Annotated in this window: 9 protein-coding genes and 1 CRISPR repeat array; of the genes, 8 read left to right on the top strand and 1 reads right to left on the bottom strand. The window is 55.8% G+C overall.

Annotated elements, in window-relative coordinates; genetic code table 11:
- Position 1: 1 nt before the first annotated feature.
- The 8 genes from cas5 to J8C05_RS12275 all read left to right on the top strand — a co-directional run bounded on the left by cas5 (position 2) and on the right by J8C05_RS12275 (position 19,253).
- A complete protein-coding gene (gene cas5, locus J8C05_RS12240) occupies positions 2-676 on the top strand; it encodes a type I-MYXAN CRISPR-associated protein Cas5/Cmx5/DevS (RefSeq protein WP_211423813.1) in 675 nt (224 codons plus the stop codon).
- A gap of 68 nt (positions 677-744) precedes the next feature.
- On the top strand, positions 745-2,436 hold the full coding sequence (locus tag J8C05_RS12245) for a type I-MYXAN CRISPR-associated endonuclease Cas4/Cas1 (protein ID WP_211423814.1): 1,692 nt from the start codon (positions 745-747) through the stop codon (positions 2,434-2,436).
- Positions 2,437-2,463: 27 nt separating this feature from the next.
- The gene (cas2, locus tag J8C05_RS12250; protein ID WP_014101088.1) at positions 2,464-2,754 is read left to right on the top strand and encodes a CRISPR-associated endonuclease Cas2; all 291 of its coding nucleotides are present in this window, start codon (positions 2,464-2,466) and stop codon (positions 2,752-2,754) included.
- Positions 2,755-3,000: 246 nt separating this feature from the next.
- Positions 3,001-12,788: direct repeats of the CRISPR family, unit length 36 nt; unit sequence GTGCAAAAATCTTTGATGCCGAAAGGCGTTGATCAC.
- Positions 12,789-13,164: 376 nt separating this feature from the next.
- The gene (locus J8C05_RS12255) at positions 13,165-15,258 is read left to right on the top strand and encodes a ligand-binding sensor domain-containing protein (RefSeq protein ID WP_211423815.1); all 2,094 of its coding nucleotides are present in this window, start codon (positions 13,165-13,167) and stop codon (positions 15,256-15,258) included.
- Entirely contained in the window at positions 15,225-15,863 is a 639-nt protein-coding gene (locus J8C05_RS12260; RefSeq protein ID WP_211423816.1) for a triple tyrosine motif-containing protein, read from the top strand. The genes J8C05_RS12255 and J8C05_RS12260 overlap by 34 nt, the downstream gene beginning before the upstream one ends.
- A 5-nt stretch (positions 15,864-15,868) precedes the next feature.
- On the top strand, positions 15,869-17,122 hold the full coding sequence (locus J8C05_RS12265) for an RNA-guided endonuclease InsQ/TnpB family protein (protein WP_459543860.1): 1,254 nt from the start codon (positions 15,869-15,871) through the stop codon (positions 17,120-17,122).
- Positions 17,123-17,142: 20 nt separating this feature from the next.
- Positions 17,143-17,778: a PP2C family protein-serine/threonine phosphatase gene (locus tag J8C05_RS12270; RefSeq protein WP_211423818.1), complete on the top strand. Its 636-nt coding sequence runs from the start codon at positions 17,143-17,145 to the stop codon at positions 17,776-17,778.
- 323 nt (positions 17,779-18,101) lie between these two features.
- The gene (locus tag J8C05_RS12275; RefSeq protein WP_211423819.1) at positions 18,102-19,253 is read left to right on the top strand and encodes an RNA-guided endonuclease TnpB family protein; all 1,152 of its coding nucleotides are present in this window, start codon (positions 18,102-18,104) and stop codon (positions 19,251-19,253) included.
- A gap of 102 nt (positions 19,254-19,355) precedes the next feature.
- Here J8C05_RS12275 and J8C05_RS12280 read toward each other — a convergent pair whose 3' ends face one another.
- Complete coding sequence (locus J8C05_RS12280; RefSeq protein WP_211423820.1) at positions 19,356-20,576, bottom strand: hypothetical protein; 1,221 nt, start codon at positions 20,574-20,576, stop codon at positions 19,356-19,358.
- Positions 20,577-20,701: the final 125 nt, after the last annotated feature.

A 20,701-nucleotide genomic window follows, 5' to 3' on the forward strand; every position in this document is an offset into this window, starting at 1 on the left:
CATGCTCACACTTCACGTTGAAGTGCCCTATGGAAGCTTTCGCAAGTCCTACGCACGGTCGCTGGCCGAAACCTATCCGCTGCCGCCGCCGGCCACGGTGTACGGCATGTTGCTGTCGCTTGTGGGCGAAGGTTTCCGTCGTCGGCATGCGGGCGTCCGTCTGTCCCTGGCCTTCAGTGGAAGTTACCGCGACGGAAGCCGGCGTCATTCGCCTTTTCCCCGTGTAGCCCAGACGTTGCGCAAGCTGAGCCGTTACAAGTACGGCGAAGCATCAAAACAGTCTAAACAGGGGAATAGACCGGACTACATTGAAACCCTGTGCGACATCGCGTTTCTGTGCTGGGTGGACTCGGCGCAGGAAACCAACCCGGAGCCAAGGCTTGAAATGCGTCTGCGGGAAGCCCTGGAAACACCGGAGACGATCACCCGCTACGGCGTTCTGAGCCTTGGACTCAGCGATGATGCCGTCAACGACATCTGCCTTGTCCAAGAGCCAACCGGGGACTGGCACCGGCTGAAGCCAAGCCAGGAAGGATCGCTGGAGTTGCCGGTGTGGGTTGATCACGTCGGATCGCGTCATACCCGATGGCAACGCTACGAACTGGAGCGTGAGCCTGTCACTCCAACCGAGCCGCCTCTGGAAGCGTACTGGACGGTCATCCGGCCGCCTGCGTAAACGCGGAAGCAAACACATCTGTGATGCCGCAAGGCGCTGAAAACCGGCTTACGACCTGGGAGGACAGTATGGGAACACCGGATGATGTCGTGCCACTGACGCGCGTCATGGCACTGCATGCACTGGCCTATTGTGAGCGTCTTTTCTACCTGGAAGAAGTCGAGGAGATTCGTCTTGCCAATGAGCGCGTCTATGAGGGCCGCCGTGTCCACCTGCAGGACATCAGTGAAGGGATTGAAACCCTGACCTACGAAATGGAAAGCGAGCGGTGGGGCATTCGCGGCAAGGTGGATGCCGTGCGCTACCGGGATGGGTCACTCGTTGCCTACGAGCACAAGAAGGGGAAATCCAACCGGCGCGCGGCCTGGCCGTCAGATCGGCTTCAGGTCATTGCCTATTGCGCCCTGCTGGAGGAAGCCACCGGGAAGACCATTCTGGAAGGACGCATCCGGTATCACGCCGACAATGTGACAGTCCGCGTCCCGTTTGATGACGCGGCCCGCCGGGAGCTTCGCGCGGCGGTTGCGCGTGCCGCCGAACTCCGCCAACACCTCGAACGTCCGCCGGTCACATCTGATGCGCGGCTGTGCCGCCACTGTGCCTTGGCACCGATATGCCTGCCGGAAGAGGATCGGCTGGCCGTCATGACGGTGAACGCCGTCCCTGATGAAGTCGAACCAGAAGATGCCAAGGTAAGACGCCTGTTTCCTGAACGGGATGAGCGGCGCATCCTGCATATCACCGAACCGGGTACGCGCGTTGAACGCTCCGCCGAAGAGCTGGTTGTTGAGATTCCCGGACGGGTTCCCGTCAGGTTTCCCGGCAAAGACGTTGGCGCGGTCATCCTGCATGGGGCGGTACAGATAACGACCCAGGCGATTCACTACTGCGCCGCCAATGACGTTGCCATCCACTGGTTGACCGGAGGCGGGAATGTCGTCGGCAGTTTTCGTGGCGGGACACCCGGCGTACAGCGGCGGCACCGGCAGTATGCAGCCATGTCTGACCCGGATTTTTGCCTTGGACTGGCCCGGCGTCTGGCCATGGCAAAGGTCGAGAACCAGATACGTTATGTCCTGCGGGCGACGCGACCTACGGCAACTGAAGCTGGACGCGAGCCGGAACTGGAACAACACCTGACACAGATGCGCCATGCCCTGGCGCAGATTTCCAGAGCGACAGAACCGGATGAGATTCGGGGCTATGAAGGATCGGCCGGGCAGGCCTACTTTGCGGCTTTTGCATCGCTCATCCGCACTTCCCCTGGTGAACGGGGCAGCCCGGCAGGTTTTGAGTTTGTGGGACGCAATCGGCGTCCGCCACGCGACCGGGTCAATGCGCTGCTGAGCTTTTTCTATGCCCTTGTTTACAAGGATTGCCTGGCAGCCTTGATCGCCGTCGGGCTGGAACCCTCGTTTGGCTTTTTGCACACGCCCCGGAGTGCCGCGCATCCACTGGCGCTCGACCTGATGGAGCTGTTTCGCGTACCGCTGGCGGATATGCCGGTTGTTGCGTCAATCAACCGCAAACAGTGGGACGCCACGGAAGACTTCGTTGTTACGCCACACAAGGTTTGGCTTTCGCTGGAAGGAAAGCGCAAAGCCATTGCCTTGTATGAGGAACGGAAGCAGGAAAGCTGGCAGCATCCGGTCTTGCGTTACTCGCTTTCGTACCAGCGCACGATTGAACTTGAAGCCCGTCTGCTTGAAAAGGAGTGGACTGGGGCGCCGGGCTTGTTTGCCAGAATGCGGTTGCGCTGAGACCGCCTCAAGGGGGGGGGCAGAGTTATGGGAGAAAGGCGGTGGTATCTCGTCAGCTATGACGTACGCGATCCAAAGCGGTGGCGCAAAGTTTATGAGCGCGTCAAGGGGAATGCGGAAAGGGTACAATTTTCCGTCTTCCGCATGTATTGCACCAAAACTGACCTTGAGCAGTTGCGTTTTGATTTGGCAAAGCTGATGACGAGTGAAGATGATTTACTGGTCATTCATTTGTGTCCCGGCTGCGCAAGGCGTGTGGTTGACACCTCAACCAAAACTTCCTGGGATGAAGAACGCAAGCGGATTGAAATCCTGTAGGCGGGCGGATTCACGCATGTCGGTGTGGACAGGATGCTTTGCCGGTGAGTGTCTGGTAAGTCCTTTGAAGCGAACGCTTTTCCTGCCTGAATGTGGGGAAGACTTGCTTGAATGGGCCAGCGTGCTTTATTTTGCAGGAGTTACGGGCATTACCCGGCAGACGGGAGGCGGCTTGCCGCCTTTCCGGTTCAGGTGCTTGAGCAAGAAGCAGTTTTATGTGGCCAGTGCTTACCGTTTGGGGGCGCTGTGCAAAAATCTTTGATGCCGAAAGGCGTTGATCACCTCACGGCGTGTGCGGCGTTGATTGATCGGCTGGGTGCAAAAATCTTTGATGCCGAAAGGCGTTGATCACCGGTCATTGAGACTATCGTTAACACAGGCGCGCGGTGCAAAAATCTTTGATGCCGAAAGGCGTTGATCACGCTGGCGTTCCGTTGGGCTGTTCGGGAACGCTTCAGTGCAAAAATCTTTGATGCCGAAAGGCGTTGATCACTACGCCTGGCGTGGGTCTTTGCTGTTCCGCTTCTCGTGCAAAAATCTTTGATGCCGAAAGGCGTTGATCACGTGTCAACACCTAATCGCAGAAAAGTTACAGTGGAGTGCAAAAATCTTTGATGCCGAAAGGCGTTGATCACTTTCGACAGTGTACTTCCCACTAGACAGCCGGACAAGTGCAAAAATCTTTGATGCCGAAAGGCGTTGATCACTGCATAAGTTTCACACTGCCTGCCACGCTGCTGGGGTGCAAAAATCTTTGATGCCGAAAGGCGTTGATCACTTGGTAGTCCCGGAGTTGGAGAGGGGGGGTGTGTGGTGCAAAAATCTTTGATGCCGAAAGGCGTTGATCACGCGAAAACTGGTCTCCGCGCGCGCGCCAGAAGTCGGTGCAAAAATCTTTGATGCCGAAAGGCGTTGATCACATTACCGATCCACCGGCAATCTTTTCCCCGCCGCTGTGCAAAAATCTTTGATGCCGAAAGGCGTTGATCACAAGGTACGGGCTTACGTTCCAACCCTGGAGTACACGTGCAAAAATCTTTGATGCCGAAAGGCGTTGATCACACCGCGCCGGTTTTCCCATTCGAGCCGAACTGGGCGGTGCAAAAATCTTTGATGCCGAAAGGCGTTGATCACCGCGCGTGTGCGTGTGCGTGCGCGAGGCGCGTCCCGGGTGCAAAAATCTTTGATGCCGAAAGGCGTTGATCACTATGACGCACCCAACCCCTCGGCTTCCACCTGATGTGCAAAAATCTTTGATGCCGAAAGGCGTTGATCACTGATTTCGGCGTTGCTGCGCCCCAAAACCAACGACCGTGCAAAAATCTTTGATGCCGAAAGGCGTTGATCACTGGACGGCACGACGATTCTGGTCAATCCCGGCACTGGTGCAAAAATCTTTGATGCCGAAAGGCGTTGATCACCTGGTCAGCCGTATCCGCGAGCTTGTAGGCTGCGCTAGTGCAAAAATCTTTGATGCCGAAAGGCGTTGATCACAGCGCGTATGAAAACGGCATGAGCGCGAGCGAAAGAGTGCAAAAATCTTTGATGCCGAAAGGCGTTGATCACTACACGCCCTACGCGCGAGCCGAGTTTGTTCGGGCGGTGCAAAAATCTTTGATGCCGAAAGGCGTTGATCACTCGTCCCATTGTTCGGGCGTTAGTTTTGGTACTCTGTGCAAAAATCTTTGATGCCGAAAGGCGTTGATCACAGCGCGCCTGTCTTCGCCTTCGAGCCGAACTGGGCAAAGTGCAAAAATCTTTGATGCCGAAAGGCGTTGATCACGACTGCTTGCGCCACAGCAGTTCGGCGGCTCGTGGTGTGCAAAAATCTTTGATGCCGAAAGGCGTTGATCACTTACGTCCCCCGCGTCAATTTCAGCCAAGTTACGGTGCAAAAATCTTTGATGCCGAAAGGCGTTGATCACCACGCGGCTTCAATGCCGCGCTGCTGGAGTTCTTCGGTGCAAAAATCTTTGATGCCGAAAGGCGTTGATCACCTTCTGACGAGTTGGCGAAGAAACGAACCGTCGAAGTGTGCAAAAATCTTTGATGCCGAAAGGCGTTGATCACCTCGCGCGCCAACAACGGCTGCACCACCGCCCATAAAGTGCAAAAATCTTTGATGCCGAAAGGCGTTGATCACGTCAACGGGACGTATTACCGCACGCGCTTCGGCAGTGCAAAAATCTTTGATGCCGAAAGGCGTTGATCACGCGGTTTTTTCCCGACAGCGCCGGCGGCAAAGAACGAATGTGCAAAAATCTTTGATGCCGAAAGGCGTTGATCACCGCGCGCGGATTTCGTCCGGCGTCATTTTTTCCAACGGTGCAAAAATCTTTGATGCCGAAAGGCGTTGATCACTTGCACGTCCCGGCTTGGTGGTAATTGCCGGGGCGAGTGCAAAAATCTTTGATGCCGAAAGGCGTTGATCACACCGAGTTTTTTGACACGCCCGCTGGGCTTTATACGGGTGCAAAAATCTTTGATGCCGAAAGGCGTTGATCACGCAGAAACGGCGAGTGCGCAATAAAAGGCGCGTCGTGCAAAAATCTTTGATGCCGAAAGGCGTTGATCACAGCGCAAGGTACGCCGATTCATTCTTGGAAAGATTGTGCAAAAATCTTTGATGCCGAAAGGCGTTGATCACCTCCCGCCGTCCACTCCCGTCTGTCCCGATTGCCGGTGCAAAAATCTTTGATGCCGAAAGGCGTTGATCACAAATGACTGATGCGCAGCATAAAGAACTTGTGGAGGTGCAAAAATCTTTGATGCCGAAAGGCGTTGATCACCCGGGCTTCCAATTGCCCCAAGAAATCCGCGCGATTCGTGCAAAAATCTTTGATGCCGAAAGGCGTTGATCACTGTCACGCCGTACTGTGCGACGAACCGGCGAACTGGTGCAAAAATCTTTGATGCCGAAAGGCGTTGATCACACGCGCCGGAGGAGATTGTTCAAGTAGCTTCCGGGTGCAAAAATCTTTGATGCCGAAAGGCGTTGATCACTGATACGTCGCCGCCGTCTTCGTAGCTGCCGTAAGAGTGCAAAAATCTTTGATGCCGAAAGGCGTTGATCACTAGAGCTGTACTTGCGCCCAGTGGTCGGGGCGCGCAGTGCAAAAATCTTTGATGCCGAAAGGCGTTGATCACCGCCGGTTGCGTCTGACAGCAACGCGGCAGGCGGGTGCAAAAATCTTTGATGCCGAAAGGCGTTGATCACGATGACGCCTGAAAAGTTTGAGGAAGAATTCCCGGAGTGCAAAAATCTTTGATGCCGAAAGGCGTTGATCACCTGAACGTGCCGCAGGGAAACTTCACGGCGCGCAGTGCAAAAATCTTTGATGCCGAAAGGCGTTGATCACGTCAGCTTGGCGTTCAATATCGGTCTCGGCGCGTTTGTGCAAAAATCTTTGATGCCGAAAGGCGTTGATCACACGCGCCGGAGGAAATCGTGCAGATAGCCACAGGGTGCAAAAATCTTTGATGCCGAAAGGCGTTGATCACTCTGGGCTGGGATGCTTGGGGACGCCAGTGGAAGGTGCAAAAATCTTTGATGCCGAAAGGCGTTGATCACAATCGCGTGGACGGGCTACTTGCGCCACAGCAGTTTGGCGGTGCAAAAATCTTTGATGCCGAAAGGCGTTGATCACTTCCGCAGACAGAGAATATCCAGCCGGACGGTGATAAGTGCAAAAATCTTTGATGCCGAAAGGCGTTGATCACCCGACGGCGCGCCAGTGCTTGCGCCGGTGGCTGACGTGCAAAAATCTTTGATGCCGAAAGGCGTTGATCACTTACGCCGTGTGGGGCTGGCGACCACGCAAGCCTCGTGCAAAAATCTTTGATGCCGAAAGGCGTTGATCACCTGGGACAAACCGCGTGGACGGGCTGCTCGCGCCGCAGTGCAAAAATCTTTGATGCCGAAAGGCGTTGATCACAAGGCGGTCTCCCGCCGGTCATCCCAGCTCCAGTCGTGCAAAAATCTTTGATGCCGAAAGGCGTTGATCACGTCACACCCGGACGGCGAAACGGGGGCAGGTTATCACCGGTGCAAAAATCTTTGATGCCGAAAGGCGTTGATCACTAAACTCGAATTTCGTTTTCCATTTTTCCAGCTACCGGTGCAAAAATCTTTGATGCCGAAAGGCGTTGATCACGAATCGCAAGGCGTTGTGGTGACTGTCTATCGCGAAGTGTGCAAAAATCTTTGATGCCGAAAGGCGTTGATCACCTGGGCTGGCGGCGTCCTTGTTGTTGCGCAAAGCAGTGCAAAAATCTTTGATGCCGAAAGGCGTTGATCACAGCGCGATACGTGACTTCCCAACGCGCCCGAAACGGTGCAAAAATCTTTGATGCCGAAAGGCGTTGATCACTACTTATAGTCGGAATAAGTCTGGTAGTACTCAGCCGTGCAAAAATCTTTGATGCCGAAAGGCGTTGATCACTCAACGACAGCCTGCGCCCCTGAGCGCGTGTCGTCAAAGTGCAAAAATCTTTGATGCCGAAAGGCGTTGATCACTGGCCGCTGGATTCAGGGTTGCCGGCGTGGGAATGTGCAAAAATCTTTGATGCCGAAAGGCGTTGATCACACGCGCCAGAGGAAATCGTGCAAGTAGCTTCCGGGTGCAAAAATCTTTGATGCCGAAAGGCGTTGATCACCTCACCCACGTCAAGGAACTCATTGAACAGAACCTTGTGCAAAAATCTTTGATGCCGAAAGGCGTTGATCACTGAAATTATCTACCGCCGAGCCTGCCGAAATCCTAGCGTGCAAAAATCTTTGATGCCGAAAGGCGTTGATCACCGCGGCTGATGCCCTCTATCGCTGTTAAGCTGTCGTGCAAAAATCTTTGATGCCGAAAGGCGTTGATCACTACACGTCAGCGCTGTCGGGCGAAATCCCGCGCTGGTGCAAAAATCTTTGATGCCGAAAGGCGTTGATCACTAAAGCAGGTTTGGTTTTTAGTTTTTTCCAGCTACGTGCAAAAATCTTTGATGCCGAAAGGCGTTGATCACACACCCTCCAGTACAAACTCAACGTCAGGTCAATGTGCAAAAATCTTTGATGCCGAAAGGCGTTGATCACCGCCAGCGCGCGTCGAAAGCGGCTTGCGCGTTACGGTGCAAAAATCTTTGATGCCGAAAGGCGTTGATCACTTCTCCATAGGGACATTTTCCAGCCACTTGGCGGGTGCAAAAATCTTTGATGCCGAAAGGCGTTGATCACTTGACACCTTGCTTGCTGTGCGCAACGCCGTGGAGGTGCAAAAATCTTTGATGCCGAAAGGCGTTGATCACATCACGCAGGCGCAAAAGGCGCACATCTACGAAAGTGCAAAAATCTTTGATGCCGAAAGGCGTTGATCACCGGCGTAGCGACAGCGCCATATCGCCCCAAAATAGGTGCAAAAATCTTTGATGCCGAAAGGCGTTGATCACAAGTTTCTTTTTCCTTTCCCAGCCCGGCACGGTCGTGCAAAAATCTTTGATGCCGAAAGGCGTTGATCACCTTGTACAATTCTTTATTGACGAGGAAGAAGTCGAAGTCGTGCAAAAATCTTTGATGCCGAAAGGCGTTGATCACCTGGGCTGCCGGAAGGTGACAATGCCGTGACGGAGCGGTGCAAAAATCTTTGATGCCGAAAGGCGTTGATCACTTGCTTCCTACGAGTCCTGGCGTGCCGCCGCCGCCGGTGCAAAAATCTTTGATGCCGAAAGGCGTTGATCACTAACCCTGGTGTGGGGAAAACAGCGGGTCAGGGTGTGCAAAAATCTTTGATGCCGAAAGGCGTTGATCACGTTTCCTCCTCCTTTTTTTCTTTTTTTCCTGTCCGGTGCAAAAATCTTTGATGCCGAAAGGCGTTGATCACTGAGAAACAGCCAGCGGGCCGTCGGGTGCGCTGCGTGCAAAAATCTTTGATGCCGAAAGGCGTTGATCACCCGCGTCAAACGAGCGCGTAGGGTTTACGGTGGATCTGGTGCAAAAATCTTTGATGCCGAAAGGCGTTGATCACCCGCCGGTGGAAGCCATCCAGCGGTGGATCGTGCTGGTGCAAAAATCTTTGATGCCGAAAGGCGTTGATCACTTGACCAACGCCAACGTCCTTACCACAGGATTTGAGTGCAAAAATCTTTGATGCCGAAAGGCGTTGATCACACAGAATCCTTGTATTGCTTGGTGCGGTCAATAAAGTGCAAAAATCTTTGATGCCGAAAGGCGTTGATCACGCGCATTTTGGGCGGCAAGCCTGTAGGCTGATATTGTGCAAAAATCTTTGATGCCGAAAGGCGTTGATCACTTCTGCAATCCCTAAGACGCGCTTGGCTTCAGTGGTGCAAAAATCTTTGATGCCGAAAGGCGTTGATCACGGTGAACTATCTGCCGCCGCACACCGGGCGCATCAGGTGCAAAAATCTTTGATGCCGAAAGGCGTTGATCACCACAATATCTTGTGGCGGCGGCTGATCCAACGCTGAGTGCAAAAATCTTTGATGCCGAAAGGCGTTGATCACCGCGAACTCGCCAAGCAACTCCAGACGGGCGAGATTGTGCAAAAATCTTTGATGCCGAAAGGCGTTGATCACACCGAGCTTCTTGACGCGCCCGCCGGGCTTTACACTGGTGCAAAAATCTTTGATGCCGAAAGGCGTTGATCACCGCGGGTCGTCCGCCTCGGTGTCGCTCACCGGGCGGTGCAAAAATCTTTGATGCCGAAAGGCGTTGATCACTAAAGCTGCACCTGCGCCCAGTGGTCGGGGCGCGCGGTGCAAAAATCTTTGATGCCGAAAGGCGTTGATCACCCGAATTGCGCTTGCCGCGGCGGCACGCTGCGCCTGTATTGTGCAAAAATCTTTGATGCCGAAAGGCGTTGATCACGCACGCGCTGGGCTTGCTTGGGGGCAGCAGGGGAGTGTGCAAAAATCTTTGATGCCGAAAGGCGTTGATCACAGACCGCCGGAACCGGATTTTGTTCGAGCTTGGCGGGTGCAAAAATCTTTGATGCCGAAAGGCGTTGATCACCCTGCCGGTGGCGCTAAAATCGCTTATAGGGCTTTGTGCAAAAATCTTTGATGCCGAAAGGCGTTGATCACTAAAACCGGTTTGATTTTTGGTTTTTTCCAGCTACGTGCAAAAATCTTTGATGCCGAAAGGCGTTGATCACGGATTGACGCAAGCGCAAAAGGCGCATATCTACGAAAGTGCAAAAATCTTTGATGCCGAAAGGCGTTGATCACGCCAAGCTCTTTTCGCCCTACGCTGGCGCTGTACAGTGCAAAAATCTTTGATGCCGAAAGGCGTTGATCACTTTTTCCCCAGGCTTTCTTCCTCACTGGTTCTGCAGTGCAAAAATCTTTGATGCCGAAAGGCGTTGATCACATTACGTCGGCGCGGTGGCGCAAAACCCAGTACGGGGTGCAAAAATCTTTGATGCCGAAAGGCGTTGATCACCGCGTCCAGCAGGACTTGCCAGTTGTTTGGTGGAGTGTGCAAAAATCTTTGATGCCGAAAGGCGTTGATCACTACTGGACAGACAGGTAGTGTCCTGTGCCGCTTTTGTGCAAAAATCTTTGATGCCGAAAGGCGTTGATCACCCCGACCTGACTTTTCTTTGGGGCGGGCAGCCGTTTGTGCAAAAATCTTTGATGCCGAAAGGCGTTGATCACTTTACGCTGAAGGGCGCGGTGTTGCGCGATGAGAACGTGCAAAAATCTTTGATGCCGAAAGGCGTTGATCACATATTGGTCTCGGTTTCAATCGAGCACGAGCGCGCGGTGCAAAAATCTTTGATGCCGAAAGGCGTTGATCACGACAGCGCTGGAAGTGAAATCGCCGGATGGAAGGCTGTGCAAAAATCTTTGATGCCGAAAGGCGTTGATCACCCGATATGATCCTGCGTCACGTTGACGCGGTGTTGTGTGCAAAAATCTTTGATGCCGAAAGGCGTTGATCACGGGCGGGGCTAGAACGGCAACTCGTCAACCCACCAGTGCAAAAATCTTTGATGCCGAAAGGCGTTGATCACAGGCTTGACGCGCTTACGTGTCAGGTACGGATGGTCGTGCAAAAATCTTTGATGCCGAAAGGCGTTGATCACGCAACCCTGGAAACAATCGAAAGCAAGAGTAGCGGTGCAAAAATCTTTGATGCCGAAAGGCGTTGATCACCTCGCACTGTGCTGTTACTTTTTCTGGCAGAATAGGTGCAAAAATCTTTGATGCCGAAAGGCGTTGATCACGTTAATCACGATTCTCTCACCCGCCGCGCCCATCGTGCAAAAATCTTTGATGCCGAAAGGCGTTGATCACACTTTCCCGTTGAGGACGATGGCGAAGAAGACACGGTGCAAAAATCTTTGATGCCGAAAGGCGTTGATCACCCGCTGCCTAGCCCCTCTTGGAAGGCCCTAGACAGGTGCAAAAATCTTTGATGCCGAAAGGCGTTGATCACCGCCTTCAACTCCGTCCGGGAGCAAGTGGGCAAGCTGTGCAAAAATCTTTGATGCCGAAAGGCGTTGATCACACCACCTGATGGGCGCGGCGGGAGAAAGAATCGTCGTGCAAAAATCTTTGATGCCGAAAGGCGTTGATCACATCCGGACACTGGTGAATCACGCCTGAAGCTGCGCACAGGTGCAAAAATCTTTGATGCCGAAAGGCGTTGATCACTGGGACTTCGGGCGTAATCCGCGCCCGGCCATCTGCAGTGCAAAAATCTTTGATGCCGAAAGGCGTTGATCACTGTTAAGATGCCGGCAGGCTCGGTGGCAAAAAGGTGGTGCAAAAATCTTTGATGCCGAAAGGCGTTGATCACAACTTGCGGCGTTGCGCTATTCTTATCAGCGGGGTAGGTGCAAAAATCTTTGATGCCGAAAGGCGTTGATCACCAGAGCAACGCTATCTTCGCGCCCTTCATCAAAGGTGCAAAAATCTTTGATGCCGAAAGGCGTTGATCACGAACACTTTGCGCATCTGCGTCTGTTGACGCGCGCGTGCAAAAATCTTTGATGCCGAAAGGCGTTGATCACAAAACGACAGCCTACGTACCGGTTTCCACCTATACGTGCAAAAATCTTTGATGCCGAAAGGCGTTGATCACCTGACGGCGTGTGCCGCGTTGATTGACAGGTTAGGTGCAAAAATCTTTGATGCCGAAAGGCGTTGATCACAGTTGCGGGTTACAATTGAAGGGGATTTTACCGCTTGTGCAAAAATCTTTGATGCCGAAAGGCGTTGATCACACCATTCGCCCGTCGTCAAATGGCAGAGCAACGCTATCGTGCAAAAATCTTTGATGCCGAAAGGCGTTGATCACCCGTCGATTGTGCCGCCGCTGATTAATTCGAGGCGGTGCAAAAATCTTTGATGCCGAAAGGCGTTGATCACACAAAGCGTGAATAGAAAACGTCCGAGCCGACAATGTGCAAAAATCTTTGATGCCGAAAGGCGTTGATCACTTCAGCCAGAACCCAGTAGGATTCCGCTCGCAGGTTGTGTGCAAAAATCTTTGATGCCGAAAGGCGTTGATCACGTAAAAACATCCGACAGCACTGATGACGTGACGGAAGTGCAAAAATCTTTGATGCCGAAAGGCGTTGATCACTGACACGTCGGTCAAATGGGGGCTGGCAATGGGAGTCCGTGCAAAAATCTTTGATGCCGAAAGGCGTTGATCACATGCCCTCCTGGAAATCCGTGCCCGGCTTGGCTACGCGTGCAAAAATCTTTGATGCCGAAAGGCGTTGATCACATTTCGTCCATTACGGCAGCACCAGTGCGTCAATCAGGTGCAAAAATCTTTGATGCCGAAAGGCGTTGATCACCGAAAATACCGCTTCGCAGACGATACGAAGCTCCTCGTGCAAAAATCTTTGATGCCGAAAGGCGTTGATCACAGGCACAGCCCCGAAGTGGAAAACTCGAAGGCTTTTTGTGCAAAAATCTTTGATGCCGAAAGGCGTTGATCACGATTGTCGGCGGAACGCCGACCGGCGCATGGTCTGGTGCAAAAATCTTTGATGCCGAAAGGCGTTGATCACTTAAGACCGGCGAATGGCGAATGGTAGATGTATGAAACTCTCTGATGCTGAGAAATGTTGATCACCCACAAGGCGTTGTCAGGCAAAAGCAATCTTGAGAGATTGCTTTTGCCTGACAACACCACATCGCCAAACAAATTGACCGACCAGCAGTTCCCCTCCCCTGTCCCTAACCGGCGAAACCCGGCGGGCCAGGCAATCCACCAGTACCGCAGCGTGCTGGACAGGACAAGAACAACCGGTAGTTCCAACGGCGGTTCGGGCGGCTTTCGGCAGGAAACCGCAGCGTGCTGGACAGGACAAGAACAACCGGTAGATTATTCAATGCCACCATCACACGCCCCGCCACCCCGGCCCTCATCGCACCACCCAACGTATGCCCCGCTGGCTGTTCTGCCTCATCATCCTGCTGTGCAACACCCCCGGAGCCTACGCCCTCGACCCAAACAAAGTCCTGACGCAATACGTCCGCCAGGTCTGGTTCGCCAATGACGGACTCCCCCTCAACGCCATCTTCACCATCACGCAAACCCGCGACGGCTACATCTGGGTCGGCACCCACGAAGGTCTGGCACGTTTCGACGGCATCCACTTCACCACCTTCAATCGCCAGAACACTCCCATCCTCAACAACAACCGCATCACCGTCCTGTGCGAAGCCCCGTCCGGCACCCTCTGGATCGGCACCGGAGGTGACCGCTTCTTCAGCAGTGGCGGCGTCCGTGGCGGCGGACTGTTCCGGTATGACCAGGGACGCTGGCAACGCTTCGGAATGGATGACGGTCTTCCCGATGACATCATCAATGCCCTCACCATAGACCCATCCGGGACGCTCTGGGCCGGCACCATGAACGGACTGGTGGCGTTCGACGGGCAGCGATTTACCCACTACACCGCCGGACTGCCCAGTACCAAAATCGGCGCCCTGCGCTTTGACCGCCAGGGCATACTCTGGATCGGCACGACCAGCGGACTGGCCCGCTTCCAGCAGGGACGGATCGAAACCACAGAACTGACCGACCACAGTATCCAGGCGCTGTACGAAGACCAGGCCGGATGCCTCTGGATTGGCACCCAGACCGGACTGCTCTACCGCCCCCCATCATCCACCCGCTGCATCCCCACCAAAGTCACCAGCCCGGTAACGGACATCTGCGAAGACCCCGACGGCAACCTCTGGGTAAGCACCTACACCCAGGGACTGATCCGCTGCCGTGGCGAAACCATTGACGTGTTCACACCGCCCCCCCATCCCGGAACGGACACTGTGACCTTCGGCGTCCACGAAATGTCCCTCTGTCTCCTGACCGGACGCGAAGGCGAACTCTGGGTGGGAACGGGACGCGGGTTGTACTGCTTCCACGACGGGGCCGTGACCCCTCTGGGCGAACCCGAAGGACTTTTGGGAACCTATACCTACCCCATCCTGCAGGACCGGGCGGGAGTGATCTGGGTCGGCACGAGCGAAGGCGGGCTGTCACGTATCGAACAGGGCAAAGTGACGGCTACCTGGGGCCAGCGTCCGGGAAAGTCGGGCCGGCCGGGGCTGCCGGGTGACGACGTCCTGGCGCTGTGTGAAGACCATACCGGCGCGCTGTGGCTCGGCTCCTCCACCGGACTGACCCGCAAGGAAGGCAACCGTTTCACCACCTACCGACCAGCCAACGGACTGAGCGGACTCCCCGTGCGCGTCATCCACGAGGAACCCGACGGCAGCCTGCTGATTGGCGCCGGCACGACACTCTGCCGCTTTGCCGGAGGCAAGTTCACCCGGATGGGAACAAACGAAGGCTACCCCGTTCCCGACGCCCAGGTACTGTTCATCGGACGTGACCGGGATGGCAACCTGTGGATCGGCACCAATCGCGGGCTGGTCTGCCAGCGGCAGGGACGCTTCACCCTTTACGGTGTGGCGGACGGACTGCCCAACCCCAACGTCAAATACCTCTACCACGACTCACAGGGCATTCTCTGGTTTGGCACGGCCGGCGGACTGGTTCACTTCGCCAACCACCGGTTCACCGCCATCACGACCCGGCAGGGACTGTTCGACGACAACATTCACGTCATTCTGGTGGACGATCAGGATCGCTTCTGGATGTCCAGCAATCTGGGAATTTTCACCGTCCCACGGGCTGAAATCATTGCCTGCGCCGAAAAACGGCAACCCCGCGTCACATGTCGCGTGTTTGGCCCGTCCGACGGCATGCGCGACCAGGAAGGCAACGGCAGCCGCCAGCCCGCCGGCTGCCGGGCCGCCGATGGAAGCCTGTGGTTTCCCACGACCAACGGGATCGCCATCCTCAACCCAGTCACACTGCCTTACAACGCTTCGCCGCCACCCGTGACCATCGAACGGCTGCTGGCCGATGGGCAATCCTTGGAAAACCTGTCTCCGGTGCTGCCCGTGCACACCCAAACCGTTGAAATCCATACATGGGTCTCAGTTTTATCCTGCCCAAGCAGGTGACCTTTGCCTATCAGCTCAGCGGTCTCAGTCAGGACTGGCAAGCCGCCGGCTCACGGCGGACGGCTTATTTCAGCGGTCTGCCCCCCGGCACGTACACCTTCCGCATGCGCGCTTTCAACCGCGACGGTGTGGCCAGCGCGAATGTGGCTGAAGTCAGGTTTTCCATTCCCGCGCCCTGGTACCGTACCCGCCTCGCCTATGCCGGCTACCTCCTGCTGGCGCTCAGTCTCATTGCCGGAGGCGTTCGGTGGCGGCTCGCGGCGCTGCGCCGGCTGGCCCTCCGCCTCGAACAGACCGTGGCGGCGCGTACGGCTGAAATTTACCAACAACAGGAAGCACTACGCGGCCAGCGCGATGAAATCGAACGCAAAAACGCCGAGATGCTTGAGAGCATCCGCTACGCCGAGCGCATCCAACGGGCGCTGCTGCCACGTGCCGGACAACTCACCACAACACTCACCGATGCCTTCGTGGTGTATCTGCCGCGCGATATTGTCTCGGGAGACTTTTACCGAAAAAACGCCGTAAAGCCCTGCACTTTAGGGCAGGGATATAAGGCGCACGCTGTTTTATCAAGCCAAACCTGTGATAAAATAGCAGTATGAGAGTAATGGAAGCCAAGCTACTCAACGGGACAGCAGAGCAGTATCAGGCTCTGGATGAAGCCATCCGTACCGCACAGTTTGTCAGAAACAAATGTGTGCGGTACTGGATGGACAACAAGAGTGTAAACAAAGCTGTTCTCTATGCCCACTGCAAAGACCTGGCCAAAGAGTTTGACTTTGCCAGGAAGTTAAACTCAGCGGCAAGGCAGGCAAGTGCAGAACGGGCTTGGGCTTCCATTTCCCGGTTCCATACCAACTGCAGAAACAAGGCGGTCAAGAAAGGGTATCCCAAGTTCAGGAAGCATTGCCGTTCTGTGGAATACAAGGTATCTGGCTGGAAGCTGTCAGGAGATGGAATGTCTATCACCTTCACTGATGGCTTCAATGCTGGTGCTTTTGCTCTGTACTGCAATGGTGAGGCAAGACACCATATCCTGAACTCCAAAATCAATCGGGTGCGGGTGATACGCAGGGCAGATGGGTACTATGCTCAGTTCTGCCTGGATGTGGAGCGCAAAGAGCAGGGAGCATACACAGGCAATGTTATTGGCATTGACTTGGGCGTAAAGGCTTTCCACACCGACCAGAACGGCAACCCTGTAGAGTATCCTAAGTTTTTGAGGCGTAGTGAAAGAAGGTTAAAGCAACACCAGCGCAGATTAAGTCGGAAGTTCAAGAAGAGGGCAAAATCTCAATCCAAGAACTACCACAAGCAAAGAAAGCGACTGGGCAAAGTGCATCTGAAAGTCCAACGCCAGCGTAAAGACTGGGCAATTAAGCAGGCACGGTGCGTGGTGGCATCTCACGATGTCGTGGCGTATGAAGACTTGCAGGTGAAGAACCTGGTCAAAAATCATCATCTTGCCAAATCCATTCATGATGCTGGCTGGTCTCAATTCACTGCGTGGCTGGACTACTACGGCAAGGTTTGGGACAAGGCAGTCGTCAGCGTACCGCCGCAGTACACCACACAGGACTGTAGTAACTGTGGGCATAGGGTAGTAAAAACCCTATCCACCAGAACCCATAGTTGTCCTAAATGTGGATTTGAATCAGACAGAGACCAGAATGCGGCTTTGAACATCCTCAAGAAGGGACTAAGCATCTTGGGAATGGAGTGGCAAAACAGTACCTTTGGGCAAAAGGGAACTGCCTCGAAAGAGGGAACGCTTGGGGAGAGATGCACCGCTGCTTTAGAGGGGCAACCTGATGAAGTAAGTGCGCTCGCAGAACCAAGAACAAGAATCCCCTGCCTTTAGGCAGGGGAGTATGTCAATGGTTGCGTAACCTCGACGCCGATACGGTGCTTCTGGCCGTCGGCGACTGCACCGGGCACGGCGTACCGGGCGCGCTGATGTCCATGATCGGCATCACACTGCTCGATCGACTCATTCAGGAAGGTGTGACTGAACCGGCTCTCATTCTGGAACAGCTCCACCTTGGCATTCGCCGCGCCCTGCAGCAGGACGGTGACACCAAAACCGCCCAGGACGGCATGGACATCGGACTGTGCCGCATCGAACGCGCGACTGGCCGGCTCTGCTTTTCCGGCGCGGCCCTTCGCGCTTACCTCATGACGCCGGCCGGTGAACTCACCACCATCAAAGGCGATACGAAATCCATCGGCGGACGCCAACGCGAGGCATACCGGACCTTCACCCACCACGAGGTTGACTACGCTGACGGAACCATGCTGTACCTGCTGACCGATGGTTTCACCGACCAGAAAAACCCCACCGGTGAACGCTATGGTTCGCGCCGAACCGGGCAGAAGCTACAGCAAATAGCCAGCCTGCCAGCCGCCAGGCAGGCCGAAGCCCTCTCACGGGAAATCCATCTCTTTCGCGGCACAGAAGCCCAACTCGATGACATTGCCATTGTTGGTGTCCGCCTCACGGTGAAACATGGCGAGTAGCGAGTGGCGAGTAGCGAGTGGCGAGTGGCGAATAGCGAATGGGGAATGGAAAATGGAGACTGAGAAATGGAAAGTGAAAAAAGGATAGAAACATACGAACGAACCAGCCAGCTCTCCGTTATCTGCTCGCATCGTTCCTTTCCCCATCAGCTATTCGCTATTCCCTATTCGCTATTCGCCACCCCCCACTCGCCACTCGCTACTTACAGACCCTCCGCCAGAAAGCCTGCGACTTTAGTCGCAGGATGAATGGCGGGCGCGCTTTGTGCGCCACCCCTCTCCATGATCTTGCATGGGCTTGCAAGATACATTATAATCTCAACATGGCAACACTCACCAAGACCCTCAAGCTGCCGTTTCTGCGCCTCAACAAGGCCAAGGCGCAGGAGTTTGCGCGGCTGGAGTGCCTCAACACCGAGGTTGCCAATCAAATCCTTGCCATGCCGAAGGCCGAGCGCAGAGAGCTCACCACCAGCTCCTTTACTCATGTCGAAATCGCCAGCGGCTGGATCAACCAAACCATTCGTAATGCTAACGCCAGGACAAAGGCCAAGCACTTTCGGCGTCTGCCGCTTGAGACAAACAACCAGAACTGGACGCTCCACCGTGTCGGGGACACGTTCAGCGTGTCCTTCGGACTGTTGCGGGGAACCAGGAAGCGCATCCCGATTGAAGTGCATGTCGCCTCTCATCGGGAACTCCTGGAGGCGATACTGAACGGTTCGGCCAAGCCCGGCAATATCAAGCTGTTTTGTTCTCGTCGCGGGATCTGGTATGTGCTCATCTCCGTGTCGATGGAAGTTCCCGATGCGGAGCCACGAGACCGCTGGATCGGCGTGGATCGCGGACAGAACGTGCCCGTAGTGGCGGCAACGCCCGATGGCCCGGTTGTGTTCTGGAAAGCCCGGCAAATCCGGCATGTGCGCCGGGTGTTTGCCAGGCGCAGACAGATGCTGCAGGCCACGGGCAAGCACCGCGCGGTCAGGAAGCTGGAGAACAAGGAGCGGCGCATCGTCACGCATATGAACCACGTGATGAGCAAGCAACTGGTTGCCCTGGCCAAGCGCTGCAAAGCAGGAATCCGCTTTGAGGACCTCTCGGGCATTCGGGCTTCTGCCCGGCAGCGAAAAGACACCAGGTCGGATGCGGGGCAGAACCGGGACTATTGGCCGTTCTATCAGTTGGAGACGTTTGTGCGCTACAAGGCCCTGGCTGCTGGCGTGGCGGTGGATGCGGTACCTCCGCACTACACCAGCCAGACCTGCCATCGGTGCGGGGCGATCAACAAACGTCAAAAACATGCCTACGTCTGCACACGGTGCGGATACAAGGCGCACGCCGATGCCAATGCTGCGATGAATGTCCGGGATTGGTATGGGCTGTGCTGCCCGCTGGTTCTTCATGCTCCAGCGGGCGGGCTGCATGAACCAGCCCTGAACTGGGTACGCGAAACGGCCGCGCAAGCGGCCGCGTAGCAAGAACCAGAATCCTCCGGCTTCAGCCGGGGGAGGTTCAACACTCACTACTCGCCACTCGCCACTCGCCACTCGCTACTCTCCACTCGCCACTCGCCCCCCTCACTCACGCTCCCGGATCGTCACCTGCAACGTTTCCCCTTCCGTCGCCACGGACACCCGCGCCCGTAGCCGGACGGCACAAGCGGAGACCTGCCCGGCCGGCACGGTCACGGCCACCTGTTCACCATCGAGCCGTACACTGCCGCCAAACTCACGCGCCACAGTCGCCACCTGAGTCAGCGCCGCGCGCCGGTTCGCCACCACCAGGCGTAAGGTCAACGCCGTGACTGGGGCGGCTGCTCCCTGAGCATCGGCGGCCGAGCCCGGCTTTGCCCTTGGGGCTTCCTTCGTTTCATCGCGGGCCCTGTCGGTGGCTCCAGCACCGGACGCCCGCCCGGCCACAGACGGCGCAGCACCCGCCTCCGGCAGCGGAGCTGCGGCCAACGGACGGGCTTCCCGCCGTTCCGCCGACATCGCTTCTGCCTTGTGCGCCGTTTCATCTCCGGCTGATGGCGCAGCCGCCACGGATGACTGTCCAGCCATCTGTTCCGGCGGTGTTGTCGGCAACGCCGGCGCGCGTAAAGCTCCCGCCCGTTGCCGGTCTTCCGCCGTCCCGGACGAACCGGCTGAGGGCCCCGAACGCTTTGATTTCCCCTCCGGCGACGCCGCTTCCAGCACCGATGCCGCCGGGTCTTTTTTCTGTGGTGCAGCACCAACCGGTGCGGCTTCGGCAGGCAGTACCGGACGGGCGGCATCCTCCGGCCGGGCCGTTGCCGCACCTGGCTGTGCTGGCAGTTCAGAAGTTGGTGGCGCTGAAGTTTCAGATGCCTTTGACTGTGCCAGTTCATCCGGCGCCGACGGGCTGAGAACCCACCACCACAAACCGCCTCCAACCAGCAACAGCACACTTGCCGCGGCCCCAAACACCCAGACCGGCGAACGAACATTCCATTGCCAGGGCATCCACCCGGACAGCCACCCGGCAAATCTTCCGGTTGACCGGTCAGGCTTGGCCGCCGGCAACGACGCCGCAGGACGCCAGCCGGCACGGGCCAGAATTTCCCCCGCCGACGGCCACCCGCTTGGCTCCGGCACGTCCCAGTGCGTTCCCTCCAACCACTTGCGCGCCGTTCGCAGCTCTTCCAGCATTTCCCGCGCCGCCGCGGAACGCGCCAGCAGGTCGGCAACTTCCCGGTGGCGCGCCGGCGGCAGCTTGCCGTCGAGGTAATCCTCAAAGTCGCCATACAGCGGATTGTCGAGTTCCTCGGACGCAGATGACATAGCCAGTCCTTCAGTTGTGGGTACGGTTGGCAAGCTGGTAGTCGCTGCCGACAGCAAAAGGTTCCGGCTGGCAGGTTATACGGCACTCAAAAATTTCAGTGTGACAACCCAGGCATGTTACAAAG

Origin of the sequence: Chloracidobacterium sp. N (assembly GCF_018304765.1) — a bacterium.
Classification (GTDB): Bacteria; Acidobacteriota; Blastocatellia; order Chloracidobacteriales; family Chloracidobacteriaceae; genus Chloracidobacterium; species Chloracidobacterium aggregatum.

Excerpts from the sequence above, each read along its gene's own strand:
- J8C05_RS12280 (WP_211423820.1), bottom strand. The coding sequence starts at position 20,576 with ATGTCATCTGCGTCCGAGGAACTCGACAATCCGCTGTATGGCGACTTT.
- J8C05_RS12245 (WP_211423814.1), top strand. The coding sequence starts at position 745 with ATGGGAACACCGGATGATGTCGTGCCACTGACGCGCGTCATGGCACTG.
- J8C05_RS12265 (WP_459543860.1), top strand. The coding sequence starts at position 15,869 with ATGGAAGCCAAGCTACTCAACGGGACAGCAGAGCAGTATCAGGCTCTG.
- J8C05_RS12255 (WP_211423815.1), top strand. The coding sequence starts at position 13,165 with ATGCCCCGCTGGCTGTTCTGCCTCATCATCCTGCTGTGCAACACCCCC.
- cas2 (WP_014101088.1), top strand. The coding sequence starts at position 2,464 with ATGGGAGAAAGGCGGTGGTATCTCGTCAGCTATGACGTACGCGATCCA.
- J8C05_RS12275 (WP_211423819.1), top strand. The coding sequence starts at position 18,102 with ATGGCAACACTCACCAAGACCCTCAAGCTGCCGTTTCTGCGCCTCAAC.
- cas5 (WP_211423813.1), top strand. The coding sequence starts at position 2 with ATGCTCACACTTCACGTTGAAGTGCCCTATGGAAGCTTTCGCAAGTCC.
- J8C05_RS12260 (WP_211423816.1), top strand. The coding sequence starts at position 15,225 with ATGGGTCTCAGTTTTATCCTGCCCAAGCAGGTGACCTTTGCCTATCAG.